Genomic DNA, 18,236 nt, shown 5'->3' on the forward strand with positions numbered 1-18,236 from the left:
CATCCCCGCCACCGCTATCTCCCCCTCGGTGCGGTCCGTCAGCCGTCGGTCGCCAGGGCCACCACCGGGCTGGTCTTCGCCGCGCGCCGCGCCGGCAGGACACCGGCGAGCGCCGTGAGCGCCGCCAGCACCAGCACCACGAGCGCGAGCTGCCCGATCGGCATCTCCACCGGCACGCCGTGACCGATCGAGGCGATCGCCAGCCACGAGTAGGGAACGGCCAGCGCCAGCCCCATCGCCGCCCCGACGATCCCGTACAGCGACGCCTCGGTGGTCAGCATCGCGCGCAGGCCCATCCGGGACATGCCGACCGCGCGCAGGAGGCCGGCCTCGCGGACCCGTTCGACCACGCTGAGCGCGGTGGTGCTGCCGACACCGACGACCGCGATGATGACCGTCAGGCCGACGAGGCCCAGCAGCACCAGCATGACCGAGTTGATCGCCTTGTCGAGGTCGTCGCGCTGGTCGGCGAGCAGGCTCACCGTGAGGCTCGCCTCCGCGCCGCCCACGCCGCGCAGCGACTTGCGGGCGGCATTGCGGGCCTCCGCACCCTCGCGGGCCTGGTCGGCGGTGAAGGCGTTCGGCTCCGCGGAGAGGCCGAGGGCGTTCATGGTGCCGGCGTCGGTGAGCACGCCCACGTCGAGCGGGGTGCGTTCGAGCAGGGCCACCACCGTCACCGTCATCGCCTTGCCGTCCTTGCGGAACGTCATCGTGCCGCCGACCCCGACGCCCAGCTTGACGGCCAGGTACTTGCGCACCGCGGCCTTGCCCGGACCGATGTCGGCGAGCGAGCCCTCCGTGGCGCGCATCTGCGGATACGCCTTGAGCGCCTTGAGATCGATGTCGGTGGCCTCGGTCTTCCACGGCTTCTGCGACTGCTCGTCCTTGGTCCCGTCGATGTCGACCTCGGCCGTGCGGTAGGGCAGCACGCGCGTCACGTCCTTGGAGGCGCGGGCCCGATCGACGCTGCCGGCCGGCAGCGGCACGCCCTTCTCCCCGGTGACCACGAAGTCCGCCGGAGCGGCCACGGCCAGTTCCTGCTCGGCGAGCGCGCGCATCGAGGCGCCACCGACGAGGGCCGCGGCCACCAGGGTCACCCCCAGCGCGACGACCACACTGACCGCGGCGGCCCGCCGGGGCGCACCGCCCACGCCACCGACCGCGAGGCGGCCCAGCGGACCGAGCCGGCGCAGCGGCCACCCGACGAACGCCAGCACCGGCCGCAGCAGCACCGGACCGAGCGCCACGAGCGCCACGTAGGCGAGCCCACCCGAGCCGATGATCATCAGCATCGGAACCGTCGGGTCGTAAAACTCGTCGTCGACGTGCGACAGCTGGCTCACGGCCCCCGCCAGGAGAAGCCCGGCACCGATGACCGTCAACACACCGAATCCGGCGCGGAACCAGCCGATGCCGCTGCGCCCACCCTGGGTGCTCGCCGCCCGCAGCGCCTCCAGCGGCGCGACCCGCGACGCGGTGAACGCCGGCGCCAGCACCGACATGATCGCGACGAACACCGTCCCGAGCACCACGAACGCCAGCGGCAGCACCGGCACGCCCGGCGACAGCACCTCCTTGTCGAACGCCGCCGCGACCTGCGGGGCCAGCAGACCCGTGCCCACGGCGGCGAGCATGCCCACCGTGCCGGCTACCAGCCCGGTCAGCGCACCCTCGGTGATCAGCGCCCGGACCAGCGCGGCCCGCCCGGCGCCCACCGCCCGCAGCAGCGCCAGCTGGCGCATCCGCTGCGCGAAGACGATCCGGAACGTCGAGACCGCCACCAGCACCGCCGCCCCGATGGCGATGGCGAGGAACATGCCGACGACGGCGAACAGCTCGTCCACGTCGGAGATCGCTTGCTTGACCTCGGCGTCGCGCACCTCGGCGCCGGTGCGCACCGGCGTCTCCTTCGGCCCCGGCGGCACCGTTCCGTCCTCGTTCGGCTCCGGCTTGTACCTCACCGCGGGCGCGTTCACCGCCGCCTTGAGCCGGTCCTGCACCGCCTGGGCGTCGGCGCCCGCCGCGAGCACGATCTCGATCCGCTGCGTGAACTCCGCACCCGGCAGCGTCTCCACGACCGACTGCGGCGCGTAGCCGTTGACGCCCCAGTCGTTGTCGGCGTCGACGACGGCCGTGACGGTGAGCGTGATGCTCTTGGTGTCGCCCTCCTCGCGGCCGCTGAACGTTGCCACCGTCGTCGTCCCGACGGCCAGCCCGAGGCGTTCGGCGGTGCGCTTGGTCACCGCGATCTGGTTCGCCGCCTTCGGGTAGGCGCCCTGGACGACCTTCACCGTCGCCAGCGGGCCCGCCCCCGGGTCCACGTCGATCGACAGCCACTCGTTGCCGGCGCCCTTCAGCTCGGCATAGGTGCTGAACCGGACGACGGACTCGGCGATGCCCGGCACCGACTTGACGGCGTTCGCGGCCTCGCGGGTGATGGTCGACTCGCTGTCGCCGACCACCAGGTCGGCCGCCGAGGGCGTGCCGCTCAGCTGGGCGACGACGGTGCGCTGCACGACGTCGCGGACCAGCAGCGTGCCGGAGACCACGAACGCCGCCACCGCCAGCGCGAGGCCGGTCAGCACGAGTCGTGCCGGCCGCCTGGCGGCAAGACCGACCTGGCTCCTGAAGACGGGGTTCATCGCTTCCCTCCCATGGTCGCCACGGCCGGGGCGAAGAGGACGGCCGGCGCGGGGCTCAGTGTTGCCCGCGCAAGCGGCGGGACGGCGCCTGAGTCGCCGCCTTCCCTCGTCGCTTCGCTCCTCAGTCCAGGCGCCGCCGCGCCGACCCGCCGCGCGCTCAGTGCTTCCCGGGCGGTCATTGGCGGGCTCCCAGCGCGTCGGCGATCTCGGCGGCGGACGGGCGGTTGAGGTCGCGCACGATCCGGCCGTCGGCCAGCACCACCACGCGGTCGGCATAGGCGGCCGCCACCGGGTCGTGGGTGACCATGATGACCGTCTGGCCGAGCGTCGACACCGACTCGCGCAGCAGCCCGAGCACCTCCGCGCTCGAGCGCGAGTCCAGGTTGCCGGTGGGCTCGTCGGCGAAGAGCACCTCGGGCCGGGTCACCAGCGCGCGGGCCAACGCGACCCGCTGCTGCTGCCCGCCGGAGAGTTCGCTCGGGCGGTGCGTGAGCCGGTCGGCGAGGCCGAGCTGGTTCACCAACTGGGCGAACAGCGCCCGGTCGGCCTTCTTGCCGGACAGGTCGAGCGGCAGCGTGATGTTCTGCGCCACGGTCAGCTGCGGCAGCAGGTTGAACGACTGGAACACGAACCCGATCCGGTCGCGCCGCACCTTCGTCAGCACCCGTTCGGACTGCGTGGTCAGGTCCGTCCCGCCGAGCAGCGCGGCACCGGACGTGGCCCGGTCCAGCCCGGCCAGACAGTGCATGAGCGTCGACTTGCCGGACCCGGACGGGCCCATGATCGCCGTGAACGCCGCCCGGGCGAAGGTCACCGAGACCCCGTCCAGGGCGCGCACGGCGGCGTCGCCGCTGCCGTACACCTTCACCAGTTCCACCGCCGCGACGGCCGCCGCCGTCTGCTCCGGCCGCAGTTGCGTGGCCATCGTTCGCATGAGTTCTCCTCCGGGTCATCTGACGCCGAGAAGAGTGCCGAACATCGACCGATGTGCGCATCGGCCGGTGATCGGGAAGCGGAGGGGCGACATTACGACTTTCGGCCGACCCTCCGACCTGACTTTGAGCCGGGGCCGCCGGGCCGGCGCATCACTACGCTGGGATCCCGATGAACGCCGTTAACCAGCAGCAGGACCTGCTGCGACAGATCCGGGTGGCCCGGCCGTGGCTGGTCCGCATGGCCAAGCTCGCGGCGTTCGTGGTGATGGCCGCGGTCGGCCTGATCGACGTGCTGAGCAACATCAGCCGCGGGTCGGAGTTGCTCCTCGTGGCGATGGTGCTGATGGCCGTGTCGACCACGCTCGTCTGGGTGCCCGCCCAGCGGGACGGCTCGCCGCGGCTGTGGCGGCGCGCGGCCGCGCTCGGGGCGGCCTCGATCCTGCTGACGCCGATCTCCTACGACTACACCTACGAACACTCCGGCTCGTGGGGCCTCGCCGAGACGATCGGCCTGCTCATCGTGCTCGGCCTGGTGGTCCGCTGGGGACCCACGCCGGGCGCGGTCGTCGCCGGCGGCATCGTATGGCTGGCGATCTCGCTGATGCCGCTGCGCTCCGGGGTCGACGACACGTACATCATCTTCGGCATGCTCCAGTCGATGATCGCCGGTGCGGTCGGGGTGGGCGCCGGCTACCTGCGCATCACCGCGTACGCGCGGGACCGGCAGGTCGCCACGATCCGCGCGGAGCAGCGCGCGGAGTTCGCCCGCGACCTGCACGACTTCATCGCCCATCACGTCACCGGCATCGTGGTGCAGGCGCAGGGGGCGAAGTTCATCGCGGAGTCCGATCCGGCCCGGGTGATCACCGCGCTGGAGCAGATCGAACGCGCCGGCGCCGAGACGATGACCGCCATGCGCCGCATGGTCGGGGTGCTGCGCACCGCCGGCGACGCGCCGCTGGCCCCGCTCGCCGGGGTCGGCGACCTCGGGCCGCTGGTCGAGGGGTTCACCGCCTCGGGCGGGCCGCCGGTGCGGCTCTACGTCGACGGCGCGCTGGAGGCCCTGCCGGTCGAGGTGACCACCTCCGCCTACCGTGTCGTCATGGAAGCGTTGACCAACGTGCGGCAGCACGGGCAGGGCGTGACGGCCGTGGACGTCTCCCTGCGCCGCACCGACGACTGGCTGATGGTGCGGGTCGCCGACAACGGCACGCCGTTCGTGCGGGCGGGCGATCGCAAGGGGTTCGGGCTGGTCGGGCTGGGGGAGCGGGTCGAGGCCGTCGGGGGCCGCCTGCGCGCCGGTCCGGGTATCGGCCGCGGCTGGGTCGTCGACGCGGCCCTCCCATTGGTGGGAACGTCATGACCGGGATCAAAGTCCTGATCGCGGACGACCAGGCGATGGTGCGCACCGGGTTCGGCATGATCGTCGGAGCACAGCCGGACATGGAGGTGGTCGGCGAGGCCGCCGACGGGGTGGCCGCCGTCGCGCTGGCCCGGCAGACGAAGCCGGACGTGGCGCTCATGGACATCCGCATGCCGCGCATGGACGGTTTGGAGGCGCTGCGCCAACTGGCGGGGGAGGGCGTCGCCGATCCGGTGCGCGTGGTCGTGGTGACGACGTTCGACCTGGACGAGTACGTCTACAGCGCGCTGCGCAACGGCGCCTGCGGGTTCCTGCTCAAGGACTCCGGGCCGGCGCTGCTCATCGAGGCGATCCGGGCGGCGGTCAGCGGGGATGCCCTGATCAGCCCGTCGATCACGGTTCGGCTGCTCGAACGCCTCAACCCGCCGGCGCCCAGCGGTGACACCTCCGGGCTCTCCCCGCGGGAGGTGGAGGTGGTGCGCCTGGTGGCCCGCGGCCTGACCAACGCGGAGATCGCGCAGCAGCTGTACATCTCCATCGGCACGGTGAAGACGCACCTCGGCAGCGTGCAGACCAAGCTGGCGGCGCGCAACCGGGTGGAGATCGCCGCCTGGGCCTGGGAGCGGAACCTCGTCGGCGCCCCCTAACCAGGGGTGGAGTCGAAGATCCGTCGGCCTGCCGAGGGACGCGATCGCGGGCGCCCATATCGTCGTCGATGTCGATAGATCATCCCGGCGAGGAGTGCGCGATGGAGCAGCTGACGGTCGGCGACAAGCTGATGAACACGCTGGCGACGTGGAAAGGGCTGGCCAACGGCCCGATCGGCACCGGCCACCTGCTGTACGCGGTGTCGCGGGACAGGGAGGTCGGGCCGCTGCTCGACGCCTTCGAGATCACGCCGATCGTGGTGCGCACCGTCCTGCGGACCCCCGGCCGGGCGGCCGCCGAACCGGACGCCGGGACGGTGCACGACGGGGAGAGCGCGATCGCCGAGGGGCCGTTCGACGGGAACGTGCAGGTAAGAGGAACCTCCGACGACCGCACGCTCCCGGTCTCGGCCGCCGCGGCGACGGCGCTGCGGGCAGCCACCGACGACTCCCGGATGACACTGCTCGCCGCGATGCTCGACGACCCCGGCTCGGAGGCGAACGCCGTGCTCCGGGACTGCGGCGCCGACCCGGCACAGGTGCGGGAGGCCCTGCGCACCGGCACCGCCCCGCAGCGGCCGGACCGCCTCGCCCCCGAACTGCGTCCCGCCCGCGACGCGCTGCTCGGCCGCGTCCGCTACCGTGGCCGCGGGTTCAAGGACCGGCTGCTCTTCTCCGTCCTCGCCCGCGAGATCAACCACGCGGCCCGGCCGGTGATGTGGACGCGCCTGGAGGCCGACGAACGCGCGAAGCGGCAGGGCCGGGCCACCCGCACCGACGACGTCCTGCTCGCGCTGCTCGTCACGCACGAGGTGGCGGCCGCCTACCCGCACCTGACGTACGCCGCCGCGCGGCACTACGACGGCGGCCGGAGCCTGCTCGACAAGAAGATCGACCACCGGCGGGTCCTGGACGCCACGCTCGACGACCGGCCGGACGAGGTGCCGCCGGGCAAGATCCTGCAGCCGGGGCCGGACTGGACCGAGGACACCGCCGTCCTCCTCGAACGCCTCGCCGCCCACCCGGCCAACCGCTCGTCCCGCCTCCTCGCGGCGCTGGGCGGCTAGGTCGTGCGCCGCCAGCCGGCGGGCCAGGCGGCGAAGCGCCGCCGCAACTCCGTGACCGCCTCGGCGTCGAGCCCGTATTCGGCGAAGCGGGCAGTCGGTACCTCGTCGACCCGACGCCCCACGGCGGTGATGTCGTCGGCCTCCATACCGGGGTCGACCCGCCGGGCGAGCGCCAACAGCTCGTCCGGGGTGTTCGTGGCCAGGAAGGCGGCGACGTCGATCAGGTCGCGGTGCTCGGCGCGGGCGACCAACGCGGCGACCTTCCAAGCGCGGAGGTCCTCGATGTGCATGACCGGTCCGACGTCGAGCACCACGGGCGCGTGTGTGCGGTGCAAATGGCCGAGGCTGATGTGCATCAGACCGCGAGCGGTCGGCGCGTCAACTGCGGGTAGCGCTCCTGCCAGGCGGCCCGCACGCCGCGCGGCATGATCATCTCTGGCCACAGCCGCACGAGCGTTTCGGCGTCGAGCCAGCGGCGCAACTCGTCGTAGCGGATCGTCTCGCGCAGCATGGTCTCGTACATGTGCCGCAGGTCGTAGGGGTCGTCGAGGTCGAAGCGGCGCAGCGGGGCGGCCTGCCGGACCAGCCGGTGCGACAGCTCGACCACGCCGCTCGTGGGACTCCGCAGCTCGGCGAGGTCGGGGATGACCAGCGCGCGCGTCCCGGCCGGCTCTCGTGCCGACGTCCGGAGCGGGCCGCTGCTACGTCCACGCAGCTCGGAATAGCCGGTCCGGCCGTTCTGCCCGCACTGCGAACAAATCAGACTTAAAGTCACATACCGTGCGAGTTCTGAAATCACGCGACGGGCAGTGGCGGGCCGAGGAGCACCGGGACGGCTGGCGCCTGTACCGGCACGGCGGCCTCATCCTCGACCGCGCCTCCCTCGACCGCATGGCGGCCGAACTGCTGGAGAACGCGGTCACCCCCGACGACCTCGAGGTCGACTGAGCCGGATCAGGACCTCTCCCGTTGGAGCGCGCTGTCCACGTGAGCCAGCAGCACCTCCTTGCTGAACGGCTTCACCAGCACGTCGTCGTCGACACCCTGGATCTTCTCGCCGGAGTTGGCCAGCTTGCCCGTCGCGAACACGACCGGCACACCCTTCAGGTACGGGTCCGCCCCGATGGCCGCCCGCAGGTCGAGTCCGTCCATGCGGGGCATGTCGATGTCCAGCACGGCGACGTCGGGCGTGCGCTGCCACATCGCGTTCAGGGCGGCCTGCCCGTCGGGCACGTCGAGCACCTCGTGCCCGGCCCGGCGCAGCACCTGGCACATCCACTCCCGCACGTCCTCGTCGTCCTCGGCCACCACCACGAGAGCCATCTACTACCTCCAGTGCACACGGTCCGGCGAGACCGAAGGTAACCAGCCGATCGCCGCACGGTCACGGCATCCGTCGAGAAGCAACCCGACCGCACCCCGCCCCGGCCGCCCGGTCGGTCCCGGCGCGGTCGGCGGGACGAAGAGCTAGTCCGGCAGCATCGGCATCTGCGGGTCCAGTTCCCGGCCGAGCAGCACCGCGCGGGTCACCGCCCCGCCGCCGAACCGGTCCCGGACGGCGTCGAGGGCTGCGTCCAGTTCGCCGCCGGACCAGGCGTCGAAGGGCAGCGTCTCCTGCACGGCGCGATCGTCGTCGAGGTTGGTGACGGCGACGCCGACGAGCGTGAGGCCGCGTTCGGCGATGAGCGGGCGGGCCGCCGCGAGCAGCACGCGCGCGGCGTCCAGCACGGTGCGCGTGTGCGCCGTGGCGCGCGGCAGCGAACGCGACCGGGTGGCCCGCGTGAAGTCGTTGAACCGCAGCCGCAGCGTCACCGTGTGCCCCACCCGGCCGGCGGCGCGCATCCGCCGCGTCACCCGGTCGACCAGCCCGGCCAGCGCCGCGTCGACCGCCTCGGGCGAACGGGGTCGCCGCCCCAGCGCCTGCTGAGCCCCCATCGACCGGCGCCGCCGCCCCACCTCGATCCGCCGCGGGTCCCGCCCGGTAGCCAGCGCGAACAGGTGCCGGCCGGCGTGCCCGCCGAGCATCGACACGAGGGCGGCCTCGCCCACCGACGCCACCCGGCCGACCGTGCCGATGCCGCGCTCGCGCAGCTTGCCGGCGGTGACGGGGCCGACGCCCCAGAGGCGTTCGACCGGGAGGGGGTGCAGGAACTCCAGCTCGCCGTCGGTCGGCACGACCAGCAGGCCGTCCGGCTTGGCGACGCCGCTGGCCACCTTGGCGAGGAACTTCGTGCGCGCCACGCCCACCGTGATCGGCAGGCCGACGCGTTCGCGCACGTCGGTGCGGAGCCTGGCGGCGATGGTCGACGGGGCACCGCGGATGCGCCACAGCCCACCCACGTCGAGGAACGCCTCGTCGATCGACAGCCCCTCGACCATGGGTGTGGTGTCGCGGAAGACCTCGAAGACGGCCCGGGACGCGGCCGTGTAGGCGGCGAAGCGCGGCGGCACCACGACCGCGTCCGGGCACAGCCCCCTGGCCTGCCGGCCGCTCATGGCGGTGCGCACCCCGCGGGCCTTCGCCTCGTAGCTCGCGGCGAGGACCACCCCGCCGCCGACGATCACCGGCCGGCCGCGCAGCGCGGGATCGTCCCGCTGCTCCACCGACGCGTAGAAGGCGTCCAGGTCAGCGTGCAGGAACCGCCCCTCGGGAGCCACCCGAGAACGTTCGCACACATGTTCTAAAAGATCTAGTCCTCGATCTCCAGCGACCCGTTGACGCGCAGCTTGCGACGCGCCCGTTCGTAGAACGACTTCGCGCCCAGCCGCACCACCTGCGCCGCCGCCGGAACGGCCGCCACGGTCAGGCAGTCGCCGGGCGTCAGATACCCCTCGACCGAGCCGTCCACCTCGACGGCCAGCCGTCCGCTCGTCGGCAGGAGTTCGAGCGTGGCGCCCTCGTCCGCGGAGAGCACCAGCGCCCGGCTGAACGTCGAGTGCGCCGACGCCGGCACCACCAGGAACGCCTCCACCGTCGGCGACACGATCGGGCCGCCCGCCGAGAAGCTGTACGCCGTCGAGCCCGTCGACGTCGCCACGATCACGGCGTCGGCCGCGTACCTGACGAAGGCGTTCCCCTGGACGGAGACCTCGACCGCGGCGAGCCCGTCGCCGGGGATGCGGACCAGGGCGATGTCGTTGAACGCCGTCACCACCCCGCGGCCGGCCAGCGTCGCGCGGACCGCCATCCGCGGCTCCACGGAGTAACGGTGCGTGTCGATCGCGGTGAGCGTCTCGGGCAGTTCCGCGACGTCGATCTCCGCGAGGAACCCGAGCCGGCCCAGGTTGACCCCGAGCACGGGCGTGTCGCGGCCGGCGATGAGCCGCATGGTGCGCAGCATCGTCCCGTCGCCGCCGAGGCTGACCAGCAGGTCCGCCTTCTCGACCAGCGTGGGGGCGTCGACCGCCACCGCCTCGCAGTCGATGCGGTCGACCTCGTCGGGCAGCCCGAACACGGTCGCCCCGCGGCCGCGCGCCCAGCCGAGGATCGTCTCGATCGCTTCCGCCGAGTCCCGCCGGGGGTGCAGCACCAGCCCGACCGTGTGGACCATTCCCATCGCGCCACTGTACGGCTGTGTCGGCCACGCGACATGATTCAAAAAAGACCGGGTCCGGGTGACCTTTTGAAGCTTCGGCTCCGTCTTACTTCCAGAGGGAGGAAACGGTCTGTGACGCACGGGATGCGCCAGCTCCTCACGCAGGAGTTGGCCGAGGAGTACTCGCCGCCCATCGGCGACCTCGTGCGTGCCGCCATCGACCAGGGCGAACACCTGCGGTACCGGCGCCGGGTGGGCGTCGTCGCGGGAGCCGTCGCCGCGGTCGTGACCCTCGCGGTGGCGTTCGGACTGCTGCTGAGCGTCACTGACGGTACGTCGAGCGCACCCGACCGTTACGCGGTGCAGCCGGCCGAGTCCGCGGTCCAGCCGTCGCCGTCCCCGTCGCCGCTGCTGGCCAAGGACGGCCTGACGTTCGCGGTCCCGGCCGTGTCGAGCGGCCCGACGGTGGTCGCCACCTGGGCCGCTTCGTTGGAACTGCTGGATCGGCTGCTGCCCGGCACGCACAGCGGCCAGGCGTGGGGCGAGGGTGAGGCGACACCCGGTTCGACGTTCGTGCAGACGTACGTGGACAAGGGTCAGGGGCCGGGCATGATCCGGCTCGGCGTCGCCGCGTTCAGCGGCTCCCTCGACGAGTGCGGCAGAGGTCAGCGCTGCTACGAGGTGCCGGGCGTCGGGCGGGTCGCCATCGATGAACTGCCGGAGAACTGCGTGCAGTCGAAGGTCGTGTCGCTGTTCCGCGACGACGGCGTGTACCTGCAGCTCAACCTCGGGACCTGTCTCGCCTGGGACGGGACCCGCAATCCGGAGGGGCGCATGGTGCTCACCGAACAGGAGGCGATCGACGTGGTGCTCGACCCCCGCTGGGGCGTGCGGATGCCGACCGATCTCGTCTCGATCGGTGCGGCGAAGTTCGGTTCCGCGCCGAAGATCTCGGGAGGCTGACGTGGTTGCCATCGACCTGGCCCTCAGCTCCGTCGGTCGCCCGGCCGCACGGGAGTCCCTCTGGCGCCGCGCGTTCGGCGGTCGGATGGAACGCGCACTCGTCGACGACTTCGAGGCGTTCGCCCACGCGGCGGCGCCCCGCTTGCGGCGCACGGCGTTCCTGATGTGCCAGGACTGGCACCTCGCGCAGGACCTGACCCAGATCACCCTGGCGAAGATGTACGTCAACTGGGCGCGGGTGCGGCAGTCGGCCAGCGTCGAGGCGTACAGCCGCAAGGTGCTGATGAACGCGCTGTTCGACCACCGGCGCAAGCGCAGCGGCGGCGAGGTGGCCATCCCGCAGGTGCCCGATCGCAGCGACCCCGCCGGCAACACCGCCGAACTGCGGGTCACGTTGATCCAGGCGCTGAAGACGCTCTCCGACCGGGACCGCGCGATCGTGATCCTGCGCTACTGGGAGGACCAGAGCGTGGAGAGCGTCGCCGAGGTGCTGGACATCTCGGTGTCGGTCGTCAAGACGCAGAGCCTGCGGTCGTTGGCGCGGCTGCGTGCGCTCCTCGGGGACAACCGCGCCGAGCTGCTCACCGAGGCGTGATCCTTTGGCCAGCCTTAAATCCTTTTGACCAAGAATGCGCATTCATGACGACGGCCGTCATATATGCGCATGCGAATTCGCAAGACTCTCTCGATCGGGCTGGGCGCCGCCGCGTTCACCGGAATGCTCATGACGGCCGTGGTCCTGGCACCCGCCGGTAACGCCGACACCACCGCGGCCGCCGCGTGCGGGCAGCTCTTCGACGACTTCGTCTACACCTCCTCCTCGGACGCCGCGCTGCGTCAGCGCGGCTGGACCGTGCGCAGCGGCGGCGGTGGTCCCGGCGTCGACGGCAACACCTGGTCACCGTCCAATGTGGACTTCCCGGGAACGGGCAGCGCCAAGACCGCCCGCCTGCGGGCCACCACGAACGGCACCCCGACCGGCACCGTCAACTCCGAGCTGTACCAGCGGCGGAAGTTCAAGGAGGGCACCTACTCGGCCCGGATCCGCTTCACGAACGCGCCCGTCGTCGGCGCCGACGGCGACCCGATCAACCAGACCTTCTTCACCATCACCCCGCTGGACTTCCCCAACGACCCCGACTACGGCGAGAACGACTTCGAGTACCTGCCGAACGGCGGCTGGGGCGGCACCCGCCCGACCATGCACAACACGACCTACGAGACCTACCAGCCCGACCCGTGGCAGGCCGACAACCTCTCCACTCCCACCGTCCGCGACCTGAACGGCTGGCACGACTACACGCTGCAGGTCAGCGACGGCTCGGTGCGCTACTACATCGACGGCGTGAAGGTCGCCGAGCACGGCGGGCACGTCTACCCGGAGACCGTCATGTCGATCAACTTCAACATCTGGTTCATCGACCTGAACTCGCACACCGGCGGCACCAGCACCTACGAGCAGGAGGTCGACTACCTCTACTTCGCGGAGCGCCAGGTCGTCGACACCGCCGCGGTGACCTCCCGCGTCGCGGCGTTCCGGGCGGCCGGCACGGCCCACACCGACAGCGTCACGGGGACTGATCCGGGCACCTGCGCCGCTCGTTGATCATGTCCGGGGCCGGGTCCGATGTCACCAGTTGACATCGGGCCCGGTTTTCTTTCCGAATTGCTGTGAACCGAACCGGGGACCCGTGCGTAGTGGTGTGTCGCGTCCGACCGGGGACGTTTCGCAGGCGCGAAGGAGGACGTGGGTGTTGGCGACGCGGCGGAGCCTGTCGATCGTGGTGGCTTGCCTGCTGCTGATCGGCGGGGTCATCCTCTTCGGCTTTCCGGCGACCTCGCCGGCCGCGCCGGAGACGGGGCAGTACGTCAAGTACTACACCGTCAAGGACGGGTCGGAGCAGCTGAACGACATCGCGACGCGCCTCCTCGGCGACGGTGCGCGGTCCACCGAGATCTACAACCTGAACGCCGGCCGCACGCAGCTCGACGGGGGCAAGCTCACCGACGCCCGCACCCTGAAGTCCGGCTGGTCGCTGATCCTGCCGTGGGACGCGGTCGGCGACGGCGTCCAGTACGGCGAGCTTCCCGCCGCGGCGCCCGTCGCCCCGCCCAAGTCGCCGCAGCCGAACTCGGCGCAGGGCCAGGGACGGCCGCCGTCCAGCCCGCCCGCGTCGCCGAAGCCGTCGAACAATCCGCAGTCCAACAACAACCCGGCCAACACCGGCAAGGAGTGCGCCACCGCCGCCGCCTCGACCCCGCAGTCCAACTGGGCCGGCCTGCGCATGGCACCGGACCAGGCCTGGGAACGCACCAAGGGCAAGGGCGTGCTCGTCGCCGTCATCGACTCCGGCGTGGACGCCAGCCTGCCGCAGCTGAGCGGTCGGGTCACCGAGGGCGCCGACATCGTCGCCGGCAGCGGTCGCGGCGACGCCGACTGCCTGGGTTCCGGCACCGCCATGGCGAGCATCATCGGCGCGCAGCCCGAGGGCGACGCCGCGGTCGTCGGTATCGCGCCCGAGGCGACCATCCTGCCCGTTCGACTCGTGCACGGCACCACCCAGTCGGACGCCGCCGCCGAGGCGACAGCCGTCGAGGTGGCGGTCTCGGCCGGCGCGTCGGTCGTGGCGCTCGGCTCGTTCGTCGACCTGCGCGACCCGGCCGTGTCGGCGGCCGTCACGAGTGCGCTGAAGCACGACGTTCTGGTGGTGGCGGGTGCGCCCACCGAGAACGTGCGCCTGCCCGCAATCCCGCCGGGCGCACCGGGCGCGCTGCTGTCGGTCGCCGGCGTCGGCGTGGACGGTCAGCTCGCCGGCAGCTACCAGCCGGGCACCGTGGACGTGGTGGCCCCCGGCATCGAGGTGCCGACCCTCGGCACGAACGGCACCGGCGTGGTCGTCAACAGCGGCACCCAGTACGCGGTGGCGTACGCGGCCGGCGAGGCGGCCCTGGTGCGTGCGGCCTACCCGCACCTCAGCGCCGCGCAGGTGCGCAACCGCATGCGCGTCACCGCGGACAAGATGGGCGCCGCCGGCGATCAGGCGACGTCGTTCGGCTCCGGCATGATCAACCCGAGTGCGGCGCTGTCCGCCACGGTGGCCGACGAGACGCACGCGGCGCCGGTCGACGACGGTCGTTCCGGAACGGCCGGCCGGATCCTGGCCGTGGTCGTGCTCGTCATCGTCCTCATCGTGGCGATCGCGATGCTGGCGCTGCGGCTGCGCCGCTGGGCCCGTCCCGATGACGACGACGATGACGACGACGACTTCCCGCACGACACCCACAACCCCGGCTACGACAGCGATCGCGACTCCGAGAGCGGGGAGAACGCAGTAGCCGCAAGGGATGCGGGCTAGGACGACAACGTTTCCGCAGGAAATAGATCAAACGATTGAACCGCCGGCACGGCCGGACCGTAGATACGGCTCCCCAGGGTCCTCCTGGGACGCCTTCCCCGGGAGGAACGGATGCTCACCATCGCGATCGTCGACGACCACCCGGTCAAGCGGCTGGGTCTGGAGAAGGTCGTCTCCGACGCACCCGGCCTGACCGTGGCGGCCTCGGTGCAGAACAGCGACGAACTCGACGTCGAGGCGCGCTTCGACGCGGTGTTCCTGGAGTTGTCCTCGCGCACCGGCCTGCCCGTCGCGCCGGAGCTGCTGGCACTCTCCGCGCACGGCCCCATCGTGGCGTCGGCCGCGTGGGAACGCCCGCCGATGCTCGGCGCGGTGATCCGGGCCAAGGCGCGCGGCTACGTCACCAGCCGTTCGCGCGGTGAGGTGGTCGTCGCGGCGTTGAAGGCGGTCGGCGACGGCGGCTTCTACGTCTGCCCCGAACTGGTCGACCGGTTCCTCGCCGAGATGGGCCGCAGCGGCGCCGAGGAGCCCAGCGGGCTCGCCCCCCGGGAGGTGGAGACCCTGCGCTGGATCGCCCGGGGCCTCACGCACGCCCAGATCGCCAACCGGATGCGGCTGACCGAGGCGACGGTCAACACCTACGCCAAGCGCATCCGCGCCAAGCTGAACGTCGGCAACAAGGCCGAACTCACCCGGATGGCGATCGAGCTCGGCCACCTGCCGGCCGAGGTACGCCAGTTCCCGGCAGCCTGACCCACGCTCACCGACAGAAGGGACCCGGGTCCGCATGGATGGCAGCGGCTTCAAGCTCACACCGGACATCGTCAGCACCGGTGCCGCCGCGTGCGACACCACCGCGCAGAACGTCGCCGAGCAGCTCGGCCAGCTCAAGGCCTACGTCCAGGGCGTGCAGGAGAAGTACCACGGCGTCGCGTCGGAGACGTTCGGCGTGCTGATGACGGACTTCGACATCTACGCCGGGATGCTCAACCTCGCGCTCAGCGGCATCGGTAGCGGCCTGCGCGGCAACTACATCAACTACACCATGGCCGAGGAAAGCGCGATCAAGAACCTCGTCGGCATCGACGGCGACATCCCGGGCATCAAGATCGACGAAATCCGTCCCCCGGTTCCGCCCGCGAACCTCTGACCCGACGCACACGTTCGACGAAGGCAGGAAGGACGGACGATGCCCAACATCGACGGCACCACGATGGTGATCCCGAACGACCTGGAGTCGGTCAGCCGGGACATCCACACCCGGGGCCAGGCCATCCTCGACCAGCTCGAATGGCTGGAGGGCCAGCTCGCCCCCATCGCCGGCGACTGGGTCGGTGGGGCGCACACCTACTACCAGGGCCTGCAGGACATGTGGAACCTCTCCGCCGACGGCCTCTTCGGCCCCGACGGGATCATGGCCATCATCGCCCGGATCATGCACATCAACTGGACGAACTACTCCGAGGCCGAGCTCACCAACACGAACTACTGGAAGCACTGACGTGTCGGGTCAGCGCAGCCGCGTGACCGTTGTCGGGACCCGCAAGCGGGTGGACGTGGCGCTTCCCAGCGTCGCCCCGGTGGGGGAGTACGCCGGCCGGCTGGCCGACATGTGCGGACAGGACACGCACGACGTGTTCCCGCCGGCGTGGTCCCTGGCCCGCGCCGGCGCGGCACCGTTGGCACTGGAGACCTCGCTCGCCGCGGCCGGCATCACCGACGGGTCGGTCCTGTACCTGACCGACATCGCCGCCGACCCGGCCGGAGAGCCGGTCATCGAGGACATCGACGAACTGGTCGCCGACGAGACCGCCCGGCGGCGACAGCGCATCCCGTCGCGCGGCACCGTCCTCGCCGTGGTCTCCCTGCTGTGGCTGGCCGGGACGTCGGTCCTGGTGGCCGTCACCGGCACCGACGCGCTCGCCGGTGGGGTGAGCCTGACCCTGGGCGCCCTCGGCCTGCTCGTCGGCGCCTGGACGATGGCGCAGAAGCGGGCGGCCGTCCCGCCGCTGCTGTGCGTGGCGATGTCGGTGACCGCGGCCGTGTTGATGGCCGGCGCGGGCGCGCTCGTCACGCAGGCCATCGCCGGCAACGACAGCCGCTGGACGGGCGCCATCGCCGGCGGCAACCTCGGACTGGTCATGGCGCTCGCCGCCACGCCCGAGATGGTGCTGGTCGCCATCGAGATCCAGCTGCTCGTGGCCGGCCTGTTGGCGCCGCTGCTGCTGTTCCTGGACACGAACCGCGTCCAGGCCGCCTCCGTGGTCGTCGTGGTGGCCGTGACGATGATGGGCGCCGCCAAGGGGCTCGCCGCCGGGATCGCCGCGTGGGGTTCCCGGGCGCCGGGCAGCCGGGGGCCGATGGCCCAGGCGGTCACGAACATGCTCGACCGCGCCGGGCAGCTGATGTCCATCGTGATCGGTGGACCAGTCGTCGCGTTGATCGTGTCGTTGCCGATCCTCGCCACGGCCGGGCACGGGTTCGCGTACGCGCTGACCGTCGTGACGACCGTCGGACTGCTCTTACGCGTCCAGCAGGCCGGGACGGGCACCGAGATCGTGCAGTACGCGCTCGCCGGGCTCGTGGGCGTCTTCTCGGCCGTTCTGGGGCTGGCGCACTGGCTGGGCGGGGGCGGGCTCGTCGCGGCGCTCCTGACGACCGGTGGGCTCGCCGTGCTCTGTGTCGGGCTGGGGATCGTGTTGTCGCCGATCCGCCCCGAACGGGACGCCGACCTGGAGCTGGGCGGTGCCGTGCCGCCGCCGCGGCGTTCCAAGGTCGAAGTGGTCCTGATGATCTGCAACCTCGCCACCGCGCCGCTCGCGATGGGGGCGTTCGGGATCTTCGGTGAGCTGATCGACCTGGGCCGGCGGCTCGGCGGTTAGTCACGGTTCGGTTCCGTTCCGCTTTGAATTTCTGCGTTACGCTCCGCCCGAAAGGGCGCTCTTACCTGGACGGACAGGCCGGGGGACGGTTCGGCCGTCCCCTTAAGGGGACTTGTCGCGAGGTTTGCGACACTTTTCTATGGGGCGAGGTCCAGAAAGGGGAGGCCGGTGTCCGCGCGGTCAAGAGAAACAACGCCGGACCAGCACATCACCCGGAACCCGGGACCAAAGTCCCAGAACGAGACAGACGCAAACGGGCGCATGCGGGCGTTGCACGACACGCACGCCGCTCCGCTTCTGCGCTATCTGCTCCGGTTGACGCTGGGCGATCGTGAGCTCGCCGAGGACCTGCTCCAAGAGGTCCTCCTGCGAGCCTGGCGCAACATCCACGACCTCCCCGCCGAGGGCGAGGGTCTGCGCCCCTGGCTGTACACGGTGGCCCGCAACGCGGCCATCGACGCGGCCCGGGCCCGCCAGGCCCGCCCGTCGGAGGTTCACCTCACCGACATCACCCGGCTGCCGGCCACCGGCGACGCCGTCGAGCGGATGGTGGCCGTCCAGACCGTGCGCTCCTCGCTCCCGGCCCTGACGCCCGAGCACCGCAGCGTCCTCGTGGAGCTCTACTACCGCGGTTCGACCACCGCCGAGGCCGCCGAGCGCCTGGGCATTCCCGAGGGAACGGTCAAATCACGCACGTTCTACGCACTACGTGCACTTGGTATCGCAATCGGCGACGAGAAAGTGTGACGCACACCTCTTCGAATTCACGCAGCAATCCTGTGAACCATCCCGGGTCGCGAGACGTTCAATTGACACGGGTTCCGACAGGCTGACCTAACGGGGGC

At 71.7% G+C, this 18,236-nt stretch carries 20 protein-coding genes; 13 read left to right on the forward strand and 7 right to left on the reverse strand.

What is annotated here, in order from left to right; genetic code table 11:
• Positions 1 to 38: 38 nt before the first annotated feature.
• Both Val02_RS32060 and Val02_RS32065 read right to left on the reverse strand, forming a co-directional pair.
• Positions 39 to 2,642: an ABC transporter permease gene (locus tag Val02_RS32060; RefSeq protein ID WP_203903005.1), complete on the reverse strand. Its 2,604-nt coding sequence runs from the start codon at positions 2,640 to 2,642 to the stop codon at positions 39 to 41.
• Between the two features lie 175 nt (positions 2,643 to 2,817).
• Positions 2,818 to 3,567, reverse strand: a complete 750-nt coding sequence (locus Val02_RS32065) for an ABC transporter ATP-binding protein (protein WP_203903030.1) — start codon at positions 3,565 to 3,567, stop codon at positions 2,818 to 2,820.
• Between the two features lie 179 nt (positions 3,568 to 3,746).
• Between Val02_RS32065 and Val02_RS32070 the strand changes: the two genes are divergently transcribed.
• The 3 genes from Val02_RS32070 to Val02_RS32080 all read left to right on the forward strand — a co-directional run bounded on the left by Val02_RS32070 (position 3,747) and on the right by Val02_RS32080 (position 6,654).
• Positions 3,747 to 4,940: a sensor histidine kinase gene (locus Val02_RS32070; RefSeq protein WP_239153486.1), complete on the forward strand. Its 1,194-nt coding sequence runs from the start codon at positions 3,747 to 3,749 to the stop codon at positions 4,938 to 4,940.
• On the forward strand, positions 4,937 to 5,587 hold the full coding sequence (locus Val02_RS32075) for a response regulator (RefSeq protein ID WP_203903006.1): 651 nt from the start codon (positions 4,937 to 4,939) through the stop codon (positions 5,585 to 5,587). The genes Val02_RS32070 and Val02_RS32075 overlap by 4 nt, the downstream gene beginning before the upstream one ends.
• Before the next feature lie 101 nt (positions 5,588 to 5,688).
• Positions 5,689 to 6,654, forward strand: a complete 966-nt coding sequence (locus Val02_RS32080; RefSeq protein ID WP_203903007.1) for a Clp protease N-terminal domain-containing protein — start codon at positions 5,689 to 5,691, stop codon at positions 6,652 to 6,654.
• On the opposite strand, the gene Val02_RS32085 is transcribed toward Val02_RS32080, so the two are convergent.
• Positions 6,651 to 6,989: a hypothetical protein gene (locus Val02_RS32085; protein ID WP_203903008.1), complete on the reverse strand. Its 339-nt coding sequence runs from the start codon at positions 6,987 to 6,989 to the stop codon at positions 6,651 to 6,653. The genes Val02_RS32080 and Val02_RS32085 overlap by 4 nt on opposite strands.
• Before the next feature lie 20 nt (positions 6,990 to 7,009).
• Positions 7,010 to 7,261 (reverse strand): hypothetical protein, encoded by a 252-nt coding sequence (locus Val02_RS32090; protein ID WP_239153487.1) that lies wholly within the window; start codon positions 7,259 to 7,261, stop codon positions 7,010 to 7,012.
• A gap of 173 nt (positions 7,262 to 7,434) precedes the next feature.
• Here Val02_RS32090 and Val02_RS32095 point away from each other — a divergent pair, with 173 nt between their 5' ends.
• The gene (locus Val02_RS32095) at positions 7,435 to 7,602 is read left to right on the forward strand and encodes a hypothetical protein (protein WP_203903009.1); all 168 of its coding nucleotides are present in this window, start codon (positions 7,435 to 7,437) and stop codon (positions 7,600 to 7,602) included.
• 6 nt (positions 7,603 to 7,608) lie between these two features.
• Here the strand turns inward: Val02_RS32095 and Val02_RS32100 are convergent, their stop codons facing one another.
• From Val02_RS32100 to Val02_RS32110, 3 genes are all read right to left on the reverse strand, one after another.
• A complete protein-coding gene (locus Val02_RS32100; protein ID WP_203903010.1) occupies positions 7,609 to 7,977 on the reverse strand; it encodes a response regulator transcription factor in 369 nt (122 codons plus the stop codon).
• A gap of 144 nt (positions 7,978 to 8,121) precedes the next feature.
• On the reverse strand, positions 8,122 to 9,312 hold the full coding sequence (dinB, locus tag Val02_RS32105) for a DNA polymerase IV (RefSeq protein WP_203903011.1): 1,191 nt from the start codon (positions 9,310 to 9,312) through the stop codon (positions 8,122 to 8,124).
• A gap of 32 nt (positions 9,313 to 9,344) precedes the next feature.
• On the reverse strand, positions 9,345 to 10,211 hold the full coding sequence (locus tag Val02_RS32110; RefSeq protein ID WP_203903012.1) for an NAD(+)/NADH kinase: 867 nt from the start codon (positions 10,209 to 10,211) through the stop codon (positions 9,345 to 9,347).
• Positions 10,212 to 10,322: 111 nt separating this feature from the next.
• On the opposite strand from Val02_RS32110, the gene Val02_RS32115 reads away from it, so the two are divergent.
• From Val02_RS32115 to Val02_RS32155, 9 genes are all read left to right on the forward strand, one after another.
• Entirely contained in the window at positions 10,323 to 11,153 is an 831-nt protein-coding gene (locus Val02_RS32115) for a hypothetical protein (RefSeq protein WP_203903013.1), read from the forward strand.
• Position 11,154: 1 nt separating this feature from the next.
• Complete coding sequence (locus Val02_RS32120) at positions 11,155 to 11,748, forward strand: SigE family RNA polymerase sigma factor (RefSeq protein WP_239153488.1); 594 nt, start codon at positions 11,155 to 11,157, stop codon at positions 11,746 to 11,748.
• 69 nt (positions 11,749 to 11,817) lie between these two features.
• Positions 11,818 to 12,759: a glycoside hydrolase family 16 protein gene (locus tag Val02_RS32125; RefSeq protein WP_203903014.1), complete on the forward strand. Its 942-nt coding sequence runs from the start codon at positions 11,818 to 11,820 to the stop codon at positions 12,757 to 12,759.
• 145 nt (positions 12,760 to 12,904) lie between these two features.
• Positions 12,905 to 14,509, forward strand: coding sequence for a S8 family serine peptidase (locus Val02_RS32130; RefSeq protein ID WP_239153489.1), 1,605 nt, complete (start codon positions 12,905 to 12,907; stop codon positions 14,507 to 14,509).
• A 111-nt stretch (positions 14,510 to 14,620) separates the two neighbouring features.
• Positions 14,621 to 15,262, forward strand: coding sequence for a LuxR C-terminal-related transcriptional regulator (locus Val02_RS32135; protein WP_203903015.1), 642 nt, complete (start codon positions 14,621 to 14,623; stop codon positions 15,260 to 15,262).
• Positions 15,263 to 15,296: 34 nt separating this feature from the next.
• A complete protein-coding gene (locus tag Val02_RS32140) occupies positions 15,297 to 15,659 on the forward strand; it encodes a WXG100 family type VII secretion target (RefSeq protein ID WP_203903016.1) in 363 nt (120 codons plus the stop codon).
• Positions 15,660 to 15,698: 39 nt separating this feature from the next.
• Positions 15,699 to 16,010 carry a WXG100 family type VII secretion target gene (locus Val02_RS32145; protein ID WP_203903017.1) on the forward strand — a complete coding sequence of 104 codons (312 nt, stop codon included), beginning with the start codon at positions 15,699 to 15,701 and terminating at the stop codon, positions 16,008 to 16,010.
• 22 nt (positions 16,011 to 16,032) lie between these two features.
• Positions 16,033 to 17,391 carry an EsaB/YukD family protein gene (locus Val02_RS32150; protein WP_203903018.1) on the forward strand — a complete coding sequence of 453 codons (1,359 nt, stop codon included), beginning with the start codon at positions 16,033 to 16,035 and terminating at the stop codon, positions 17,389 to 17,391.
• Between the two features lie 261 nt (positions 17,392 to 17,652).
• Positions 17,653 to 18,138 carry a sigma-70 family RNA polymerase sigma factor gene (locus Val02_RS32155; RefSeq protein ID WP_203903019.1) on the forward strand — a complete coding sequence of 162 codons (486 nt, stop codon included), beginning with the start codon at positions 17,653 to 17,655 and terminating at the stop codon, positions 18,136 to 18,138.
• Positions 18,139 to 18,236 lie beyond the last annotated feature (98 nt).

Origin of the sequence: Virgisporangium aliadipatigenens (assembly GCF_016863615.1) — a bacterium.
GTDB lineage: Bacteria > Actinomycetota > Actinomycetes > Mycobacteriales > Micromonosporaceae > Virgisporangium > Virgisporangium aliadipatigenens.